We start from the raw sequence: 20,274 nt of genomic DNA on the forward strand, positions 1-20,274 counted from the left end.
GGCTTACCCTTCCGGGCCCGGCAAATCAGCAGCAGCGGACCGGGCCAGCGAAATATGTAAACATTATAAGTCATTTTATGTTGACTTTGTGACGATATATGAGCCAATTAATTTAAAATAAGGTAGGTTTGCGCCTTGATATCAATAACGACGATAATTTGTGAATAAAAGAAGAATAACCGCGGAGATTACCGCAATTGGAGGTTATGTCCCCGAAGATAGATTGACCAATAAAATGCTGGAGACAATGGTAGAAACTTCAGACGAATGGATAACGGACAGGACGGGGATTAAAGAAAGGCGAATTCTCAGCGACCCAACAATGGCAACCTCAGATATGGCAGTGCTGGCTATTGCAAACCTGTTAAAAGATTCGGGTTTGCAGGCTGAAGAAATAGATTGCCTGATCCTGGCCACTTCCACGCCCGATCAGTTACTGGCACCGGCGGCAAGTTTGGTTTGTGAAAAAGCTGGATTAAGCAGCGCATGGGGATTTGATTTAAATGCAGCGTGCAGCGGTTTTTTATATGCGCTTTCAATGGGTGCTAGTTTGATAGAAAGCCAGCGGTATAAAAAAGTGATCGTAGTTGGGGCAGATCAGATGAGTGCCATTGTAAACTACCAGGACCGTAATACTTGTATTTTGTTTGGTGATGGCGCAGGTGCAGTTTTACTTGAACCATCTTCTACAGAAAACGGCATCAAAGATTACCTTTTCAAGACCGACGGTAAAGGGGCCGCCTATCTTTCAGTTCCTGCCGGTGGCGCATTGCAGCCGGCTTCTCCGGAAACATTGATGGAAGGTAAGCATTTCGTACATCAGGATGGTAAAACTGTTTTTAAAGCAGCTATTAAAGGAATGGGCAATGCCTGCCAGGAAGTAATGACGCGTAACGGGTTGATGAGTGATGATATCGATTGGGTGGTCCCACATCAGGCAAATCTCCGCATTATCAACGCGGTCGGTAAGCGTCTAAATTTCCCGCCTGAAAAAGTAAAAGTTAATATTCAGCGTTATGGAAACACAACAGCTGCCACTATACCACTCTGTTTATGGGACTACCAGGCTGATTTTAAGCCGGGCGATGATATCCTGCTAACGGCATTTGGCGCCGGCTTTACCTGGGGTGCCACCTATTTGAAATGGGGAAATCTCAGGCATAATAATGGCCAACCCAAAGGTTAACCTGTTAACATTTCAGCCAAATTAAGAATTATTTATTACTAAAATTATTAGTAATATTATTTATATGATAGACCTGGCTTTTGATTATTTAACGTCCACAAATACGGTGGTTTTTTTAACTGGAAAAGCGGGCACAGGTAAAACCACGTTTTTGCGGCGTGTTCAGCAGGAGTCAAAGAAAAAACTTGCGGTTGTAGCGCCAACAGGCGTTGCGGCAATTAATGTAGGCGGGATGACCATTCATTCGTTATTTCAATTGCCGTTTGGGCCTATTATTCCAGCGGGTAACGCCAGGCCTGAGCTGCATTATAGTGTAGAGAAGAAAGAACTGCTGTCAAGCCTGGAGCTGCTTATCATTGATGAGATCAGTATGGTAAGGCCGGACGTACTGGACCAGCTGGATTTGATACTGCGTAATGTAAAAGATTGTTCCTATCCTTTTGGCGGGGTGCAATTGTTATTGATTGGCGATCTGTCTCAATTAAGTCCCATTATTCGTGATGAAGAATGGTCGGTCCTTAATCGTTATTATACCAGCCCTTATTTTTTTAGCAGCCTGGTGTTGAAAAAAGCACCTTACGTGCGCATTGAACTGGATAAAGTATTCCGGCAAAAAGAACAGGCTTTTGTTGATATCTTAAATGAAGTGAGAAATCAAAGCATCAGTATGGAAAGTCTGGAATTGCTGAACAGCCGTTATATACCGAACTTTAGGCCAACTGCAGACGACCCCTATATTACGCTAACGACACATAATGCGATTACTCAACAAATCAATAATGAATTTATTGAAGCACTGCCGGGTTATGAGTTTGAATTTAAAGCCACGATAAAAGGGGAGTTTCCCCGGGACGCCTACCCGACTGAAACCGAATTGAAATTAAAAATTGGGGCGCAGGTAATGTTTGTTAAGAATGACAGCTCGGCCGGCAAGTTGTTTTATAACGGAAAGTTAGGGATAGTAACCGGTATCGAAACAGACACGGTTACAGTACAAACCGAGGGCCAGGAGATCACAGTCCAGGCGATGGAATGGACGAACATTAAATACCAGCTTACAGGCGATGAGATAAATGAAACAAATGCGGGCAGCTTCTCCCAAATTCCGCTCAAACTGGCTTGGTCTATTACAATTCATAAAAGCCAGGGACTAAGTTTTGACAAAGCCATCATTGATGTCAGTGAAGCTTTTGCTCATGGTCAAACCTATGTCGCTCTCAGTCGTTGCCGGAGCTTGTCCGGAATGGTGTTGCGCAATCCTGTCGCCGCACACAATATTATCGGCGACCCTGCTGTTACGCGATTTAATGAACAGGCGAAATTATTACAACCCAACCGTCGGCAATTGGAAACTGATCAGGAAAACTATCGCTGGTTCCTGCTGACGGAACTCTTTAATTTTAATGGATTAAAAAAACGTACTGAAGGTTTTGAAAATATTATTCCGGAACTCCAGACTGATATTTTAGCTGTAGCCGATAAATTCATTAAACAATTACCACTGGAGCGTACTAAAAAAGCGGCGAGCTATTTTTACGAAAAATTGTCAGTCATGACAGAAAACCTGGGTAGTCAGCTGCCGGCGTTGATCGGCCAATCCAAAGAAACAGCTGCAAAAGCAGATGAACTGATTAATTGGATGATGACACGAATCAAGTTGCTTGATCATTTTGCTAAAAATGATTTTACAACCCAAGCCTACCTTGAAGCTCACAACAAAAAAAGTATGGTCAGCGCTTATCTTAAGAAACTCAACGCGCTACCAAATGAAGAACTCTACACGCAAATACTCGCCTGGCGGACTAGCCTGGCAAACGAGCAAAAAGTTATGCCCAATATGATCCTGTCTGACAGAACCGCAGCTACCATAGCCGAAAAACTACCGGCCACACTTAAAGCGCTAAGCGCCATTAAGGGCATCGGCGCGCAAAAAGCCGCCCAATACGGACTTGAGCTTATCGGTATGGTACGCGTTTACCTTGAACCTGAAAAAGACCAGGGAAGCCTATTTTAATTACTGAGCTTAACTTTTACGGCTGTGGGGCCTTTTAATCCCGGCTCGATCTCGAAAGTCACTTTATTGTTCTCCTTGATCGGTTCGGTTAAGTTATTAACATGCACGAATATACTTTCCTGGGTTTGAAGATCTTTAATAAAGCCATAACCTTTGGCTTCATTAAAAAATCCTACAATGCCAGTTCTGACGATTTCCATTACAATATCTTCCTGCTTGGGTACAGCTATCTGGATATCCGCCGAGTTGACCTTTAATTTACGGGCAGGATCGGGCGGTGTAGAAGTGATATTGCCATGTTCATCGATATAGGCCATCATATCTTCCAAAGTCTTTCCCTTAACAAAAGTTGATTTGCGTTGCTCTGCTTTTTCTCTTTTGTCCTGCGACTTTTTCAGCCGCTTTTTCTCTTTTTCTTTTTTACTGAATGTTGCAGTCGATTTTGCCAAGTTTAAGCTATTTTAACGTTAACTGCACTCGGGCCTTTTTTGCCGTCTTCTACATCATAAGTAACTGAATCGCCTTCGCGAATCTCGTCGATAAGACCGGTTACGTGCGCAAATACTTCTTTGCCGCCCTGATCCGGGGTAATAAAGCCAAAGCCTTTTGTTTCATTAAAAAATTTTACTGTTCCTGTTGCCATGATTTGTTGAATAAGCACGCAAGGTACGATTTATTATTGGTCACTCAGCACATAATCGGCAATCAGTAAGAAAGTAATACGGCCGCGCTTCAAAATATTATCTATTATTTATTTTCTCACAGCGGAAATTTTGGAATAGCGCTTTAATCAATAACCGCAAATCAGCAGCAGTATTATTTGTTTTTTTATGGATCATTCAGTCCCTCCCTGATAAATCCAATCTTTTTATCAAAAGATATGACAACTTTGTTCAGGCAAAAACTGAGATCCCGAATACCGGTCAAAACTATTATGTCGAAAACGATAAGTATCAGGATAACATTTATTAAAAATTAATAGATTCGCGGTTATGTTAACCGTTGAAAAAATTGGCGGCACTTCGATGAGCGCCCTTGCTGAAGTCATCACTAATATAGTTTATTATAACGACCAGCCTTATAACCGGGTGCTTGTGGTATCTGCGTTTTCTGGTGTCACTAATCTTTTATTAGAAAACAAGAAAACCAAAGCACCGGGTATTTATCACAAGCTGGCTAATAATGAACACTATTATGAGGCTGTTAAAGAACTGACCGCTTATTTAAAAGCTTTGAACAAACAGTATCAACCTTTGGGCCTTAATGTACCTGAGGCTGATAATTTCATCGAAAGCCATGTGTCGAAAACGCTTATCTATTTAGAAAGTGCGGTAACGATGCTGGCTTCCGGTTATCTTAACGAGGGCATTTTATTGGCTGTCCGCGAAATCCTGGCTTCTATAGGCGAAACACATTCGGCTTACGTGTTGGCCAGTATACTACAAACCAAAGGACTTAAGGTGGCTTTGGTTGACCTTGCGGGGTTTGATGACCGCAGGCCAATGACTATTACCCAGCGTATTGAAGACGCGTTTAAAAATATCGAACTTAAAAACTGCATCTGTATAGCTACGGGATATACCAAAGGTACCGAAGGCATCATGCGCGAATTTGACCGTGGCTATTCAGAGGTAACTTTCAGCAAAATTGCCGGGGTACTGAAACCACAGGAAGCCATCATCCATAAAGAATATCATTTATCAACTGCCGACCCTGCTTTGGTAGGCCTTGATAACGTAAAACCTGTGGGCAATACCAATTATGATATTGCCGACCAACTCGCCGACGTTGGCATGGAGGCTATACACCCAAAAGCGTCAAAGCCATTGGAAATGGCTGGCATCCATTTGCGAATTAAAAACACCTTTGAGCCCGCACACCCGGGCACCCTCATTACCCGCGAATATGTTTCCACACTAAAACGCGTAGAAGTCATCACCGGAACTGACCAGTTATTGTTAATTGATATTTATGATCCGCTGATGGTCGGCAACGTTGGCAGTGACCTGCAGATCATGCAAATATTTGCAAAGCATAATACCAGCTATACGTTTAAAACTACCAGTGCCAACAGTATTTCTATCGTTATCTGGGAAAATGATTTCAAGCAGGATCTGGTTGACGATTTAAACGAAGGATTTGAAAAAGTAAGCCTGGAGCCGGTAGCAATGGTTTGCCTGCTGGGAACGAATATGGATCAGCCCGGTTTATTGGCCAAAGCGGCGGCCGCCCTGGCGAAAAGTGATATCAATATCATCAGTTCGGGCGTAGCAATGCGAAAAGTTAATATTCAATTCGTCGTAGCACGCACGGATTTTAAGACGGCAATCATCGCACTGAACAAAGCCGTCGGCTAGTTTTAGCATAGTTTCAGCGAGAAATAGAAGAAGCAGACTCCTCTCCCATTTCTCGCTGAAATCTTAGCTTACTATAGAGTACGTTTATAATTTGAATAGCGGGTTTACTTTGAAATAACCGCCATCCGAAAAACTAATTACGTAATCAGATTTAAAGTGGGTTGTTTTCTTATAGTAGTCGGTGCTGATTATTTGTGCCCCTGATTGTTGCGCTGCTTCGAATGATGTTTTATCATTATTACGGGCTTCTTCGGTATCAGAATCTGCCCGGGTGCGGATGATAAAACCTTTTTTTACCAGTGCCTGTATCTGGTGTTCTTCTTTTATTGCATCATTCATGATATGAATGGCAGCTTCGGGCGTACCCGGTTCTGCATCGGCAAATAATACCCGTCCTTTAAGAGATGGGTGACCGGCGATATAAGCAGATCTCTTTTCCCCTTTTTCGTCAAGCACGAAAATAAACTTACCTTTTGCAGCTTTAAGGGTTGGCCAGTTATTATGTAATACGGCTGTTTGGAGTGTTTTATATTTGCCGCGCACATCGTCTGGTGTTATTACATATTGTTTGCCCAAATTATCTAATATTTCTTTATCTAAAGCAGCAAATGTTTTCGCTGTAAATTTCTCCGGAACGGTAAAGTCGGGATTCTTCATAGGTTCATCCTTGGCGTTCATTGTTATAAAAACCGGGTTATGTTCGGGATGTGCTTCACTCCAGGCTTTAAACTCTTGCAGGCATAGTTTAAAAGTTAAACAGTTGCTGCGGTAATCAATATCCTGTATATGAAAAACTTTAAAACCAGGTTCATTCATTACGCCTTTGGTATCATAGGGCTTTTGCCCCGGCACCCAGGATAACCCTTTAGGATGGGCATATTTCCCGCCTCTGCTATCAGCATATACGTCAATCTCCAGTGCGTTTAAGCCTAGTTTAAGCTGATCTGTAAGGCTGATGTGTTCATAGTCTATCTTACTCATCCCTACGGAATCACGCTTTTGCAAAAAGCGAAACAGCTTTGCATCAATAGCCTGTTTGTAACTATTATGAGATCCTATTACTTGTATTTGGTTGAGCTTTAGGTCATCAGTTTTTATGATAACAACTGCCGATATTAAAATACTCAGCAAAAACCCAAAGAGTAATTTCATGATAAAATAATTATTAAAGATTCATCAAAAAGCGTAAAAGACTCACGTCTTTTACGCCTCAATACACTTATTAATTAGGGTAGCCTGGATTTTGAGTTAAGTTAGGGTTTAACTTACGCTCGGTCGCAGGTATTGGATACAATCTCCTGCTTACGTCTTTATTCATATTCAGGTTATCATTTGGCAGCGGATACTCCACTTCAAATTTACCGTAACGGATAAGGTCATTGCGTCGCCATGCTTCCCATGAAAATTCACGTGCACGCTCGTCTAATAGTCCGTCTAAGTCAATACCACTTACGGTTGGTGCACCGGCACGGAGCCGTATTTTGTTCACCAACACATCAGGAGTTTGAAGTTCGCCATTTACAACAGTAGCAGTTGCGCCGCGTAAGATAGCCTCTGCTTTCATCAGCATCACATCAGCCAGGCGCAAAACCGGTACATCATTACCATTTAACCGGGTAGATTGTATAATGGCAGGATCGGGATAATACTTTAAAGAACGCACCCCTTCTGACTGGCTTGCAATAGTATTACCTAAATCCATAGGTTTACCGGGTACCAAAGTTAATTTAGGCTCAATATAGATCTGGGTAGTTGTGCCCGGATAATAAACCGGCTGCGTTGTAAAACCACCGGAACCATCTGGTGCAAACTGGGGGCCTGCCAACCAGGTTTTTGACCGCACATCATTCGGCAAATTAAACCGGTTATAGAATTCAGGCGTAGTACTCATGGCAATACTTAAACCAACGTTGAAACCATACGCCTGCACCAAATAGTAAAAAAAGCCAAACCTGGTAAACTGGTTGCCCGGTATCTGCTGATCATACGGAATAGCAAATATGGTTTCATTAATTTGAGGGCCGTTATTAGGCAAAAATATATCGCGATATTTTAGATCAAGGCTATAGTTATTACCTTTCAATACGCTATCGGCCATGGCCACGGCGCCGGTATAGTTAGCCGTTCCGGTATAAACCTGTGCGTTCAGATACATTTTTTCCAGCAAAGCAAAAACCATAGCTTTAGTTGGCCGGCCATAATATAAGGTAGCATTACTGCTTGTTTTTACAGGCAACAACGGTAATGCTTTTAATAATTCACTTTCGATAAATTGGTACACTTTTGTACGTGGCTGGGTTGAAGGCAAAGTAGTTACCGGGAAATCAGTAATAATAGGAACATTGCCATACAGGTCCATCATGAAATAATAATAGAGCGCACGCATAGCTTTCACTTCAGCTGATGACGCCGCTTTTTTCGCAGCCGTTGACGATGAAGCATCGATAGTACCTAGGATACGGTTACAGATGTTTATCCCGCCAAAGCCCCATTGCCAGATACCTGTAACGTTAGGATGATCAAACGTCCAGGTGTGATAATGTAGTTGCCTGTATTGACCGCCGTCGTCAAAGTTACCATCACGTGCAGGCAGGATAGCCTCGTCAGTTGATAACTCCTGCATGCGCCAGTAAGGCACTGCGTATTGTGATGACAAGTTAGAATAAATAGTACCCAGCAGCGCATTATAATCTGCATCGGTAACAGGGAAATTTGATTTTACGTATTGTGACTCTACAGGTACATCTAATTTTGTACATGAAGATGTGCTGATGATGGCAACTATTGCCGCAAATAATATGATTAGCTTTTTCATTTGTATTATTTATTAAAATGATGCGTTTAAACCAAAACTGAATGTGCGGGTTTTAGGGTAAAAATCCCTGTTGTCAATACCTGGGGTTAAACCGCCGATGTTGATTTCCGGATCAACACCACGATATTTGGTGATGACAAAAATATTATTGCCCGACGCATATAAACGGATGCTTTTAATAGCCTGGATACGTGGCTTAATAGTATATCCTAAAGTTGCATTATCTAAACGCAGGTATGAGCCACTTTCAAGGAAACGGTCTGATATCAGATAAGCGTTGATGTCCTTAAAAGACTCGCCCAGTGTAAACCTCGGGATATTCTGCAATTTTGAGTCCGCCGGATTATTTAAAGCTGCAAGCGTGGCATTCAATATCTGATTACCATATACGCCACGAATCAGGAAGTTAAAATCAAAGTTCTTATAAAAGAAACTATTAGTCCAGCCATAAACTATTTTAGGCTGTGCATTACCGGTTATGCGTTGATCAGTCGTGAGCGGCTGTGCGGCGGTAGTGCTGCCATCTGCTTTTTGATACGTGCTTAAACCCGCTGCATTTTTACCCAAATAATGCCAAAGGTAATAAGTGCCAATCGCATAACCCGGCTCTATGATCTGACTATAATTACCGGATTGTCCCTTCCCACCTAACTGTGCTGTTTGGATATAATTAACTGCAAACTTATCATTTGATAAACTTTCAACCACGTTATCATTATGTGATACGTTTAATGAAGTGCGCCAGGTAAAACTATTTGTTTTAACCGCTACAGCGCTCAATACAACCTCTATACCGCTATTTTTTATTTTACCAACGTTAGCAGTTAAAACAGGATAGGCATATTGGGTTGATGATACTGAATAGTTTGTGATCAGATCGGAAGTTTTCTTGATGTAATAATCAACAGAACCGGTAATACGGTTTTTTAGCAAGCCGAAATCCAAACCAATGTTGGTAGTTGCCGTGCTCTCCCATTTCAGGTCGGTGTTCTCATTACGTACCGGGCCTATAGAGTTAGTGATTACGCCGTTACTTAAAAATTTGCCGCCTGCGCCATATATTAAACGCGCCGTGAACGCATCAAAACCTAAACTGTTACCTGATACACCATAGCCAGCCCTTAATTTCAAGTCGCTGATTACAGGAGCGCTTTCCATAAATTTCTCGCTAATTATTTTCCAACCGGCTGATACCGCTGGGAAATAACCATGGCGCTGGTCTAACCCAAATCCTGACGAACCATCCTCTCTTAACGAAGCTTGCAGCAAATATTTATCAGCATACTGATACTGGGCACGACCATAGTAAGATATGATCCTTAATGTTGATATATAGGCCGGGTTAAATATAACTTGAGAAAGACTTGTTGGATTTGAAAAAGACAAATTATTGTAAGTTAAATTATCATTGGAAAACCCTTGTGTTTGAACGCCAAAACCATCGTTTGTACGGTCTTGTTGATAAGAATAGCCGCCCAACAATTTAATCGAACTAAGGCCAAAGTCCTTATCATAATTTAAGTAAGCTTCTACAACGTTGCTATTGTTGGTATAAGCAGCGCGGTTGGCTACGCCATTTGCACCAACTGCGATGCCTGACTGGCTGTTATAATAGGTATTTACGTTATTTTGATTTTTTTGGGTCGATCCGGTAAGCGTAAATTTCAAACCTTTTGCAATATCAACTTGTGCTATACCGTTAATCAGTGTTTTACTATCATCTGTTTCGATAAAGTTATTGTCGATCAATGACAGCGGATTTAAAGTACCACTACCTGTACGTGTATAGTTTTCTTTATAAGAACCATCCGGATTAAACGGACTTACAGTTGGCAAGTAAAATAAAATACCTGACAGCACCTGACTTTGAACAATATCATAGCTTTTGGTTGCACTGTTAGTTAATGTTAGGCCCAGTTTTAAACGATCGTTAAAAAAACGTTGGTTTATATAGCCTTTATATATGGTACGCTCCAGACTTGTATTTTTCAGGATACCATTGTTTTTCATATAATTCACACTGGCGCCATATTCTGAATTAGCGCCGGCACCACTATATGCCAGGTTATGGCTTTGCGAATAGCCTGTTCTTTCGGCCAATTTTTGCCAGTTGGTATTTGAGCCATCGTCATCTATCGGTTTTGCTAGTGGTGTAACCCCATTATCTGCCAAATATTTACGCAATTCGTCGCCCGTAAGTACATCAATATTTTTTGACACCTTTTCCATTGCCCCGTAAGCACTATAGGTTAACTTGGTTTGGCCCATTTTAGCTTTACGTGTCGTAACCATAATAACCCCATTTGCAGCGCGTGAACCATAAATAGCGGTAGAAGATGCATCCTTTAAAACATCTATGCTTTCTATATCAGCCGGCGCCAACAGGTCAATAGATGCACCGGGAACGCCGTCAATCACATAAAAAGGCTGCTGTGCGGCGCCTTCACGCAACGTCGAAGGGCCTCGTAAAATAGTAGCCGGCGGTTTGTTAGGGTCACCACTTTTGGTAATATTTAAACCGGCAACTTTACCTTGCAATAACTCGGCAGGCGTAGTTAATACGCCTTGATTAAATTCTTCTGCCTTTACAGAAGTAATAGCGCCCGTTACATCTTTACGGCTTGACGTACCATAACCAATTACAACTACGTCTTTTAACTGCTTGGTATCTGTGATGAGAGTAACTTTAATAGTTGTTTTATTACCTACGGTTATTTCTTTAGGTGCAGATCCCAAAAAAGTAAACCTGATAACATCATCAGCACCACTAACACTTACCTGGAAAGCACCATTGTTATCAGTAGTTGTAGCTATTCCAGAACTTTTAACAGTGACGGTTACCCCGGGTAATGTTAAATTATTTTCGTCAGTGACGGTCCCTTTTACTATCCTGCCTTGCTGAAAAGCGAATGCACCTGCCGAGATCAACAACATGCACAATGAGAGCAACACTGCTTTCCGCTTAAAAGAAAAAAAAGATTTTAAAATAATTTGGTAATTTTTTTTCATAAGTTTTGATTAAATTTTATACCCCTGTTTATTGTGAAAAATACCCTCCGTTAAATTAAGGCGAACATATTTTATACAAAATAAGGCTTATGTTATTAGGAAGAAATAAATTAGATATTAACTTATTAACAAAAAAATAAGGAATAAAGGTATTATTCCGTCCGAAACAGATATTATTTTTATTCATAATATCCTTATCTGCAAGATAAAATGGAAGCTTTACCCTTAATTGGGGTCAACGAAAAAGGCCCTCTCCGATGGTGAAGTATGTTACTGCTATGAAACAGATTCGATCGATCCGCCGAAAGTGATCGGCGCCTGAAAACTAGTGAGATTAATCGATCAGTCTCATAGTTACGTTGACATTTCTGGAATTATGGATCGGCTGTAGAAAAACACTACCAACACTTTCCGAATAAATAAGAAGAGGCTGTCCTATATTTTATGGGACAGTCTCTTCTTATTGAGCATCTAGCCCGCGGCTATCGTATGGAGATGATGCAAATCTGTGGTCTTGCGCTGTTTACCAGGTTTGGGTTTCAGGTAATCACTCATATGTTCATCATGTAACTGCCGCGCAGAAGTAGTACGTTTAATATACAACCATGTAATAGCGCCGGCTGCAATTACGCCGGTAACGGCAACAGCTATCCAAAGACCGTTGTTGCTTTCTTTAATAAATGGGTTTTTCATAGTTTGTGTCGATTAACTAAATAGCAACAGACCAAATTCCGTGCCTACATTTTTCTGTTTATCGTACTCCGGTAAAAGTTTACCATACCGCAAACATTCCCGGCGTTTACAACTTATCTTATTAAACTAGAGAGATGGACGACGCAGCATTCGGGGAACAATTTAAGCCTGTTCATGTACCCCCGACTTTTGACGAGGCCGAGAACTTACAAGACCAGGTGATATTTGCATTGGCGGAACTGAACGAGGGCAAAGCCGAACACGTGATCCGTAAACTGGAATCACTCAAACCGGATGCTCCAACAAAGGTGGTAATTGCAAATGCGCACCAGATACTGACAGAATTGTACGAAAAAAGCCTGATTGCAGGAAATGGCGAGGAAGGCGGACTTGTTTACAATTTACATAAAGTGACCCGGGCGAACGACGGCAAGGTTAACCCTACCCTTTTGGTTCCCGGCTTAGATTAAGCTGAGGTACTTGTACACTTGTCGAGTTCATTCATATCCTGTTAAGAAGGTTGTCTCCCGTGGCAAACCTAATAGCAGGGTAACTATATAGCTTAGACCTCTAAAGAACCTGTTGGGCAACTTTTGCCAGTAAATGATCAATACTAAAAGGTTTGGCAACAAAATCGTTGGGAGCTCCCGGCAAATGCATATATTCAACCAGGTCATGCTGACCCGAGATCAGGATGACCGGCAAGTGAGCAGTGGTATCATTTTGTTTAATATGCTGACAGATAGCCCGCCCGTCGACATCTCCGAGCACGATATCCATTAAAACAAGGTTTGGCTGAAAATTGGTAATATCCTCAAATACAGTCTCACCATTTACTGATGTCCTGGTCTCATAACCCGCGTCGGATAGTAATAAAGCTAATATTTCAAGGACGTCATCATCGTCATCCAGGATCAGGATTTTTTTACTTTTCATTTTAAAAACGGTATCATTTTTACTAATATTTTATACCGCAGGGATCGTAAACCTGATGGTCGTACCAACTCCTACATTACTTTGTACTTCTATTTCGCCCCCGTGCTGGGTAACAAAGTCACTAACCAGCAACAGGCCAAGCCCGCTGCCTTGTTCATTATTGGTACCAGACAAGGACCGTTGATCCTTGTTCCGGAATAAACGCTCCTTCATCTCAGCAGTCATACCTATGCCGGAATCTTCCACAAAGATGCAGGCCATCTGCGCATTCCGTTGAGCGTTGAGCCGAACGGTCCCGCCCTCTGGGGTATATTTAATGGCATTAGTGACCAGATTTTGAACAATTGATCGCAGCATTAGTGTGTCCGCCATCACTTCCATGTCTTTGGGGATATGATTGTGCAGCTTAATACTTTTTTGTTGCGCGTTCGCTTTTAACAGTTCCAGTGATTCTTCAATACCATCCGCAAGCCGGATTCTTTCCGGATAAAAGCTGGTTTTCTGGCTTTGCTTTTTGGCCCATTCGATCACCTCGTTAAGCTGGCTGAGCAGTTTATTCGAGGTGCGATGGATGATTTGGGACAGTTGCCTGACCTGACCCGGGCTCAGGCTTTCCGGGTCTTCGCTTAATTTACCGGAAGAAGCCAACAAAGCAGTAAGCGGATTGCGCAGGTCATGTGACATTACAGAAAGGAACTTATCTTTTGACACATTAAGCGCCTGCAATTCCTGATTAATGCTTTCCAGGGCCAGTGTACGTTCGAGCACGCGTTGTTCCAGCTCGTGGTTTAGTTGAACCAGGTCGTCATTAATCGCCTTAAGCTTTTCTTCCTGCTTAGTTAATAGTTGGTTCTTTTGATATAATTCGGCAAACACAGCCACTTTTGATCGCAGTATTTCGGGATTAAAAGGTTTCCGGATAAAATCCACCGCACCGGCCTGATAACCTTTAAACATAGCGGCTTCCTCATAATCATGCGCCGTAATAAAAATAATCGGGATCTGCTTCAGTTTATCCCGTTGATAAATCAGCTCTGCGGTTTCATAGCCATCCATAATGGGCATTTTGACGTCAAGCAGAATTAAGGAAAAATCTTCCTCATGCAATAGTAACCGCAAAGCTTCACGACCGGAATTTGCGCGGGAAAACACATAATTTTCATTTTCCAGCGCCACTTCCATCGCTAACAGGTTATTGTCATTATCGTCAACCAACAATATTTTTACAGGCATTAGTTATTATTTTATTTAATCAGCCATACCCTCATCAGGGATAAAAGCTGGTCGGTTTTAACCGGTTTAGTAATATAATCAGACGCTCCGGAGGAAATACACTTCTGCCGGTCGCCTATCATAGCTTTGGCTGTTACCGCTATAATGGGCAGGTTCTTGTTTCTGGGCTCTTTGCGGATCATTTGGATGGTCTCATAACCATCCATTTCGGGCATCATGATATCCATCAATACAATGTCGATACTTTTGTCTTTATTGAGCAATTCCAGGGCTTCGCGTCCGCTTTCTGCCGTAATCACGTCTATATTAGATCGCTCAAATACAGCCGTAAGCGCAAACAGATTACGTACATCATCATCAACAACCAATACTTTCTTCCCATCCAGTACATCAGTTGTGACTCTGATGCCATCGATCATTTTCAGTTTGCTTTCGCTGATATATTTTTTATCTATATGCAACAGCACCAGGATCTCTTCAAGCAGGTAAATATGAGATGAAGGGGTTTTGGTGATGATTTTATGATTCAGTCGTTTAAGCTGGATCAGTTCATCCTGCGTAAAATCACGCGCCGAATGCAGGATGATAGTTGTTTCCTGCTGTTTGAGCGAGTTAATTCTACCAAGCAGATCCAGACCGTTTGCATCCGGTAACGTAAAGTCCAGGACGATACAGTCAAACAACTCTTTTTTCAGTATGGCCAATCCCTTTTTCGCGGTCGCCGCGCCAAAAACTTCGATGCGGTCATTAGCTAACAGTTCCGAGAGTCGTTGAAGTTCGTTTTCATTATCTTCGATGATCAGTACCCTTTTTTTGCTATGCTCATAAAAGTTAACGATGCCGGCAATCAGTTCATGGAGGGAGGTATTAGACAAAGGCTTCAGGTTGAATGTTTTAGCACCAAACTTCAGAGCCATTTGTTTATTATCCTCGCCCGATATAACGTGTACCGGCACGTGGCGAAGATTAATGTCAGTTTTAAGCAGCTTCAGTATTTTCCAGCCATTTGATTCGGGCATATTTACGTCCAGCGTGATGGCTACCGGATTGTATTTGATAATGCTTTCAAATATTTCCAGGTAGCTAATCGCAACCACAACCTTCAGTTCCAGGTCATGCGCCTTATCAATAAGTATCTTGGTAAAACGGATGTCGTCCTCAATCACCAGCAACACTTTATCTTCAGCCAGGATATTATGACGATCATCATCAATAACCAGTTCAGAGGTATCGATAAGGCTGGCACGCAGGTGAGCTACCGGAGAGCTTTCTTTTACTTTAACCGGCACAGATTTTTCTTCCTTATATTTCAGCGGTAGGTATAAAGTGAATACACTGCCTTTACCCAGTTCGCTGCCTACTGTAATTGTACCACCTAATAATTCAGCAAAACCTTTACTAATGGACAATCCTAAACCTGTACCACCATATTTACGACTGGTAGAGCCTTCGGCCTGTTGAAAGGCCTCAAAAATAATACCCTGAGTATTTTTGGAGATGCCGATGCCTGAATCCTCAATCGAGAAGGCGACGGTTTCCGATCCGGCAAGGGGATTTTCCTGGCCCGAGCCGGGCCGGAAAACATGCAGTTTAACGCGCCCCTTTTCGGTAAACTTAAAGGCGTTGGATAGTAGGTTCTTCAATATCTGGTTGAGGCGCTGCATGTCAGTTTCCATCAGCTCGGGCAGGCCTTCTTCCAGCTCAATCTCGAATTTCAGACTCTTCGCTTCTGAAATAGGTTTAAAGGTTGATTCAGCAAATGAGGCGATTTCTTTAAAGCTAACCGGCATCACGTCGGCCGCAATCACACCTGATTCTATCTTAGACAAATCCAAAATATCGTTAATCAGCTGGATCAGGTCACCACCGCAGGAATGAATGGTTTTGGCAAACATTCGCTGCTTTTCGGTTAGGTTACCTTCCGGATTTTCAAAAAGCTGCTGGGCCAGAATCAATAAACTGTTTAATGGGGTTCGCAGCTCGTGCGACATATTAGCCAAGAACTCTGATTTATATTTTGACGTTAGCGTCAGCTGCTCAGCTTTTTCTTCCAGCGAACGGCCCTTATCATGTAATTCATCATTCGCCCGTCTTAATTCTTCCTGTTGCGCGGAAAGCTCACCGGCAAGTGACTGGGATTGAGACAGTAATTCTTCGGTACGTGTATTAGTTTCGATATTATTTAACACGATACCAATACTCTCTGTCAACTGGTCCAAAAAGTCAATGTGAGTATCGCTGAAATTCTCAAATGACGCGAGTTCAATAACCGCTTTGACATTATTCTCGAACAGTACCGGCAAGATTACCAGGTCAATAGGCGCGGCATTGCCGATACCTGAACTGATTTGCAAATACTCGTTAGGAACATTAGCCAGCCGAATACGTTCTTTGTCGGTCGCGCATTGGCCGATCAATCCTTCACTCATTGAGAATTCCTGATTGATCAGTCTGCGGCTTTTTTGTGCATAGCCTGCAAACAGCTTTAATTTAACTTCATCAGCGCCTTCGGGCTGTTCTAAAATATAAAATGCTCCATAACGGGCGTTTACCAGTTCTGCCAATTCTGACAATACTTTGTTAGCCACAGCGTTCCGGTCGCGTTGCCCTTGTAGCATCTGCGCGAATTTAGCCAGGTTGGATTTTAACCAATCCTGCTCGTGGTTACGCAGGGTGGTGCCTTTAAGGTTGGCGATCATCTGGTTAATGGTATCCTTTAAAGCTTCAAGTTCGCCTTTTGCTTCCACACGGATGGTCCGGGTCAAGTCGCCCTTGGTTACCGCCGATGCTACTTCGGATATGGAACGCACCTGCACGGTTAAGTTTTGCGCCAGCTGGTTTACGTTTTCCGTCAAATCCTTCCAGGTGCCTGATGCGCCCGGCACACTTGCCTGACCACCCAAACGGCCCTGTACACCCACCTCACGGGCCACGGTGGTTACCTCATCGGCAAATACCGCCAGGGTGTCGATCATTTCGTTAATGGTGTCGGTTAACTGCGCCACCTCGCCTAAAGCGTTAATGGATAAACGCTGTTTTAAGTTTCCTTTAGCAATACCGGTCGCAACTTTAGCAATACCGCGGATCTGACCGGTTAAGTTGGACGCCATCTGGTTTACCGAGTCGGTTAAATCCTTCCAGGTACCGCCTACGCCCTTTACGTGTGCCTGTCCGCCCAGTTTACCCTCGGTACCTACCTCACGTGCCACACGCGTTACTTCGGACGCGAACGAGTTCAGCTGGTCCACCATCGTGTTGATGGTGTTCTTCAGATCCATGATCTCGCCCTTTACGTCGATGATTACCGTTTTTGAAAGGTCACCGCTGGCCACCGCTTTGGTTACTTCGGCAATGTTACGCACCTGTGAGGTTAAGTTACTGGACATCTGGTTTACCGAATCCGTTAAATCCTTCCAGGTTCCGGCTACGCCCGGCACAAAAGCCTGGCCGCCCAGGTTACCGTCCGTTCCCACCTCACGCGCCACCCGCGTTACTTCGGATGCGAAACCGCGCAGCTGGTCAACCATGGTATTAATAGTTTCTTTTAGCTGCAGGATCTCGCCGCGCACGTCAACCGTAATTTTTTTGGATAAATCGCCGTTTGCTATCGCGATGGATACATCGGCGATGTTACGGAGCTGGGCCGTTAAGTTACCAGCCATTTTATTTACCGAGTCGGTTAAATCCTTCCAGGTACCATCCACACCCGGTACATTGGCCTGGCCGCCCAATTGCCCTTCCGAACCCACCTCGCGCGCCACCCGCGTTACTTCGGATGCGAAACCACGCAGCTGGTCAACCATGGTATTAATCGTATCTTTCAGCTCCAATAACTCGCCCTTGGCATTTACGGTGATCTTTCGCGAAAGGTCGCCCTTCGCCACCGCCGTAGTTACCTCGGCAATATTACGTACCTGCGAGGTAAGGTTATCCGCCATTTTATTTACTGAGTCCGTTAAATCCTTCCAGGTACCGCCTACACCCGGCACATTGGCCTGGCCACCCAGCTGTCCTTCCGAGCCCACTTCGCGCGCCACCCGGGTTACTTCCGAACCGAACGAATTGAGCTGATCCACCATCGTATTGATGGTGATCTTCAACTCCAGCATTTCGCCCTGTACGTCAACCGTAATTTTTTTAGATAAATCGCCCTTTGCCACCGCGGTGGTTACTTCGGCTATATTACGCACCTGGCCGGTTAAGTTCCCGGCCATCTGGTTTACAGAATCTGTTAAATCTTTCCAGGTACCGCCTACACCCGGCACATTGGCCTGGCCGCCCAGCTGCCCTTCCGAGCCCACCTCACGCGCCACCCGCGTTACTTCGGACGAGAAGGAGTTGAGCTGATCCACCATCGTATTGATCGTATTCTTCAACTCCAGCAACTCGCCTTTGGCATCCACCGTGATCTTCCGGGATAAATCGCCTTTTGCCACCGCAGTGGTTACACCGGCTATGTTACGCACCTGGTCGGTCAAATTACTACCCATCTGGTTTACAGAATCGGTTAGATCCTTCCAAACCCCGCCGACACCTTTTACCCGGGCCTGCCCGCCCAGCTTACCCTCGGTACCTACTTCCAGCGCTACCCGGGTTACTTCGGATGCGAATGAGTTGAGCTGATCCACCATCGTATTGATGGTTTTCTTTAGCTCCAGCATCTCCCCTTTTACGTCCACGGTAATTTTCTTGGATAAGTCACCATTAGCAACCGCTGTAGTTACACCGGCTATATTACGCACCTGCGAGGTAAGGTTACCCGCCATACGGTTTACAGAATCTGTTAAATCCTTCCAGGTACCCGCAACGCCCGGCACCTTGGCCTGGCCGCCCAATTTACCCTCGGTACCCACTTCCAGCGCCACCCGGGTTACTTCGGATGAGAATGAGTTGAGCTGATCCACCATCGTATTGATGGTGTTTTTTAGTTCCAATATCTCGCCCTTGGCTTCCACCGTAATTTTGCGCGAAAGGTCACCCTTGGCCACCGCGGTGGTTACCGCTGCTACGTTTCGAACCTGGGCGGTAAGGTTACCTGCCATTTGGTTTACTGAATCAGTTAATTCGGCCCATACACCTGCTACCCCTTTAATTTTTGCCTGTTCGCCCAGCTTACCTTCTGATCCTACCTGCCGCGCCACGCGCGTTACCTCCATCGAAAATAACTGCAGCTTTGAAAGCATCTGGTTCGATTCCTTGGCTATCCGCAAAAATTCGCCTTTAAGCGGGTGCCCCTTAATCTCCAGCGGGATATGTTTGGAAAGGTCGCCGTTGGCAACCGAATTGATCATGCCGGCAATCTCCAGCGTAGGCGACGTCAGATCCTCGATCAGGTTGTTTAAAGAATTTACGCCACTCGCCCATTCGCCTTTAGCATCTGGTAGTTCAATTCTTTTAGATAAATTTCCTTTTTTTCCGATGGTGATTTCCGCCGAAGATATCTCGGCCACCAGGCGCTGGTTCATTTCGATGATGTCATTCAATACTTCACATATCCGGCCATTTATACCGGCCTGGGTAACCGGCATCCGGACATCCAGTTTCCCGTTTTTGACGAGGGAAAGGACATTCAAAAGTTCTTTTATATCAAGCCGATCTTCGGTGCCATTAATAATAGGGGCATTTTTTTGTTGGGGTTCAAGTAAAGTTGGTTCCATAGAACAAGATTTGCAATAAGTCAAATATTAGGTAGCGAACTTTCCGCCTATGCAAAAAGCTTAAAAGATACTGTTGTAAACGAATTTATATCAATAGTGGTTGCAAAAATCTAAATAGCAATAACAATATGTAGTAAAACTTTGTTTTTGTAATTATTATTTTCTTTATCGTTGCTGTAGCTGCAAAGCGGCAGGAAACCAACAATTCCCGCAGGCAAAATGATGACTTTTATACAGTCTGATTAATGCCCTGTCTTTTTTAAATACACAAATGTTACTGGTTATTAAATGACTTTAACCAAAAGAGAAATCTGATTTGAAATCACATTAACCTTTTCACGTTTGCATAACGTGGCAAAACAGCAATTATTTTT

Annotated in this window: 13 protein-coding genes; 4 read left to right on the forward strand and 9 right to left on the reverse strand. The window is 43.5% G+C overall.

Features of this window, described 5'->3' with window-relative positions; translation table 11 throughout:
• The first annotated feature begins 160 nt into the window (after positions 1-160).
• The gene (locus LJ658_RS15330) at positions 161-1,186 is read left to right on the forward strand and encodes a beta-ketoacyl-ACP synthase III (RefSeq protein ID WP_230547406.1); all 1,026 of its coding nucleotides are present in this window, start codon (positions 161-163) and stop codon (positions 1,184-1,186) included.
• A gap of 64 nt (positions 1,187-1,250) precedes the next feature.
• Positions 1,251-3,200, forward strand: a complete 1,950-nt coding sequence (locus LJ658_RS15335; protein ID WP_230547407.1) for an HRDC domain-containing protein — start codon at positions 1,251-1,253, stop codon at positions 3,198-3,200.
• Here the strand turns inward: LJ658_RS15335 and LJ658_RS15340 are convergent.
• Positions 3,197-3,649, reverse strand: a complete 453-nt coding sequence (locus LJ658_RS15340; protein ID WP_230547408.1) for a cold-shock protein — start codon at positions 3,647-3,649, stop codon at positions 3,197-3,199. The genes LJ658_RS15335 and LJ658_RS15340 overlap by 4 nt on opposite strands.
• 2 nt (positions 3,650-3,651) lie before the next feature.
• Positions 3,652-3,843 (reverse strand): cold-shock protein, encoded by a 192-nt coding sequence (locus LJ658_RS15345; protein WP_230547409.1) that lies wholly within the window; start codon positions 3,841-3,843, stop codon positions 3,652-3,654.
• 349 nt (positions 3,844-4,192) lie between these two features.
• Between LJ658_RS15345 and LJ658_RS15350 the strand changes: the two genes are divergently transcribed.
• Complete coding sequence (locus LJ658_RS15350; protein ID WP_230547410.1) at positions 4,193-5,557, forward strand: aspartate kinase; 1,365 nt, start codon at positions 4,193-4,195, stop codon at positions 5,555-5,557.
• A gap of 84 nt (positions 5,558-5,641) precedes the next feature.
• Here the strand turns inward: LJ658_RS15350 and LJ658_RS15355 are convergent, their stop codons facing one another.
• The 4 genes from LJ658_RS15355 to LJ658_RS15370 form a co-directional block, all read right to left on the reverse strand.
• The gene (locus LJ658_RS15355; RefSeq protein ID WP_230547411.1) at positions 5,642-6,709 is read right to left on the reverse strand and encodes a phosphatidylinositol-specific phospholipase C1-like protein; all 1,068 of its coding nucleotides are present in this window, start codon (positions 6,707-6,709) and stop codon (positions 5,642-5,644) included.
• Positions 6,710-6,779: 70 nt separating this feature from the next.
• Positions 6,780-8,372, reverse strand: coding sequence for a RagB/SusD family nutrient uptake outer membrane protein (locus LJ658_RS15360; protein ID WP_230547412.1), 1,593 nt, complete (start codon positions 8,370-8,372; stop codon positions 6,780-6,782).
• Positions 8,373-8,384: 12 nt separating this feature from the next.
• Entirely contained in the window at positions 8,385-11,381 is a 2,997-nt protein-coding gene (locus tag LJ658_RS15365) for a SusC/RagA family TonB-linked outer membrane protein (RefSeq protein WP_230547413.1), read from the reverse strand.
• 471 nt (positions 11,382-11,852) lie between these two features.
• Entirely contained in the window at positions 11,853-12,074 is a 222-nt protein-coding gene (locus LJ658_RS15370) for a hypothetical protein (RefSeq protein WP_230547414.1), read from the reverse strand.
• A 134-nt stretch (positions 12,075-12,208) separates the two neighbouring features.
• Here LJ658_RS15370 and LJ658_RS15375 point away from each other — a divergent pair, with 134 nt between their 5' ends.
• Positions 12,209-12,544, forward strand: coding sequence for a hypothetical protein (locus LJ658_RS15375; RefSeq protein WP_230547415.1), 336 nt, complete (start codon positions 12,209-12,211; stop codon positions 12,542-12,544).
• 100 nt (positions 12,545-12,644) lie between these two features.
• Here the strand turns inward: LJ658_RS15375 and LJ658_RS15380 are convergent, their stop codons facing one another.
• The 3 genes from LJ658_RS15380 to LJ658_RS15390 are packed head-to-tail and all read right to left on the reverse strand — an operon-like array spanning position 12,645 to position 19,900.
• Positions 12,645-13,010: a PleD family two-component system response regulator gene (locus LJ658_RS15380; protein ID WP_230547416.1), complete on the reverse strand. Its 366-nt coding sequence runs from the start codon at positions 13,008-13,010 to the stop codon at positions 12,645-12,647.
• A 30-nt stretch (positions 13,011-13,040) separates the two neighbouring features.
• Positions 13,041-14,243 carry a hybrid sensor histidine kinase/response regulator gene (locus tag LJ658_RS15385; protein ID WP_230547417.1) on the reverse strand — a complete coding sequence of 401 codons (1,203 nt, stop codon included), beginning with the start codon at positions 14,241-14,243 and terminating at the stop codon, positions 13,041-13,043.
• An 11-nt stretch (positions 14,244-14,254) separates the two neighbouring features.
• Positions 14,255-19,900 carry a HAMP domain-containing protein gene (locus tag LJ658_RS15390; protein ID WP_230547418.1) on the reverse strand — a complete coding sequence of 1,882 codons (5,646 nt, stop codon included), beginning with the start codon at positions 19,898-19,900 and terminating at the stop codon, positions 14,255-14,257.
• Positions 19,901-20,274: the final 374 nt, after the last annotated feature.

This window comes from Mucilaginibacter sp. UR6-11 (assembly GCF_020880695.1).
GTDB lineage: Bacteria > Bacteroidota > Bacteroidia > Sphingobacteriales > Sphingobacteriaceae > Mucilaginibacter.

What these genes read in the sequence shown, in the direction of transcription:
- LJ658_RS15345 (WP_230547409.1), bottom strand. Translation starts at nt 3,843, where the DNA reads ATGGCAACAGGAACAGTAAAATTTTTTAATGAAACAAAAGGCTTTGGC.
- LJ658_RS15350 (WP_230547410.1), top strand. Translation starts at nt 4,193, where the DNA reads ATGTTAACCGTTGAAAAAATTGGCGGCACTTCGATGAGCGCCCTTGCT.
- LJ658_RS15370 (WP_230547414.1), bottom strand. Translation starts at nt 12,074, where the DNA reads ATGAAAAACCCATTTATTAAAGAAAGCAACAACGGTCTTTGGATAGCT.
- LJ658_RS15365 (WP_230547413.1), bottom strand. Translation starts at nt 11,381, where the DNA reads ATGAAAAAAAATTACCAAATTATTTTAAAATCTTTTTTTTCTTTTAAG.
- LJ658_RS15360 (WP_230547412.1), bottom strand. Translation starts at nt 8,372, where the DNA reads ATGAAAAAGCTAATCATATTATTTGCGGCAATAGTTGCCATCATCAGC.
- LJ658_RS15375 (WP_230547415.1), top strand. Translation starts at nt 12,209, where the DNA reads ATGGACGACGCAGCATTCGGGGAACAATTTAAGCCTGTTCATGTACCC.
- LJ658_RS15355 (WP_230547411.1), bottom strand. Translation starts at nt 6,709, where the DNA reads ATGAAATTACTCTTTGGGTTTTTGCTGAGTATTTTAATATCGGCAGTT.
- LJ658_RS15385 (WP_230547417.1), bottom strand. Translation starts at nt 14,243, where the DNA reads ATGCCTGTAAAAATATTGTTGGTTGACGATAATGACAATAACCTGTTA.
- LJ658_RS15380 (WP_230547416.1), bottom strand. Translation starts at nt 13,010, where the DNA reads ATGAAAAGTAAAAAAATCCTGATCCTGGATGACGATGATGACGTCCTT.
- LJ658_RS15390 (WP_230547418.1), bottom strand. Translation starts at nt 19,900, where the DNA reads ATGGAACCAACTTTACTTGAACCCCAACAAAAAAATGCCCCTATTATT.
- LJ658_RS15335 (WP_230547407.1), top strand. Translation starts at nt 1,251, where the DNA reads ATGATAGACCTGGCTTTTGATTATTTAACGTCCACAAATACGGTGGTT.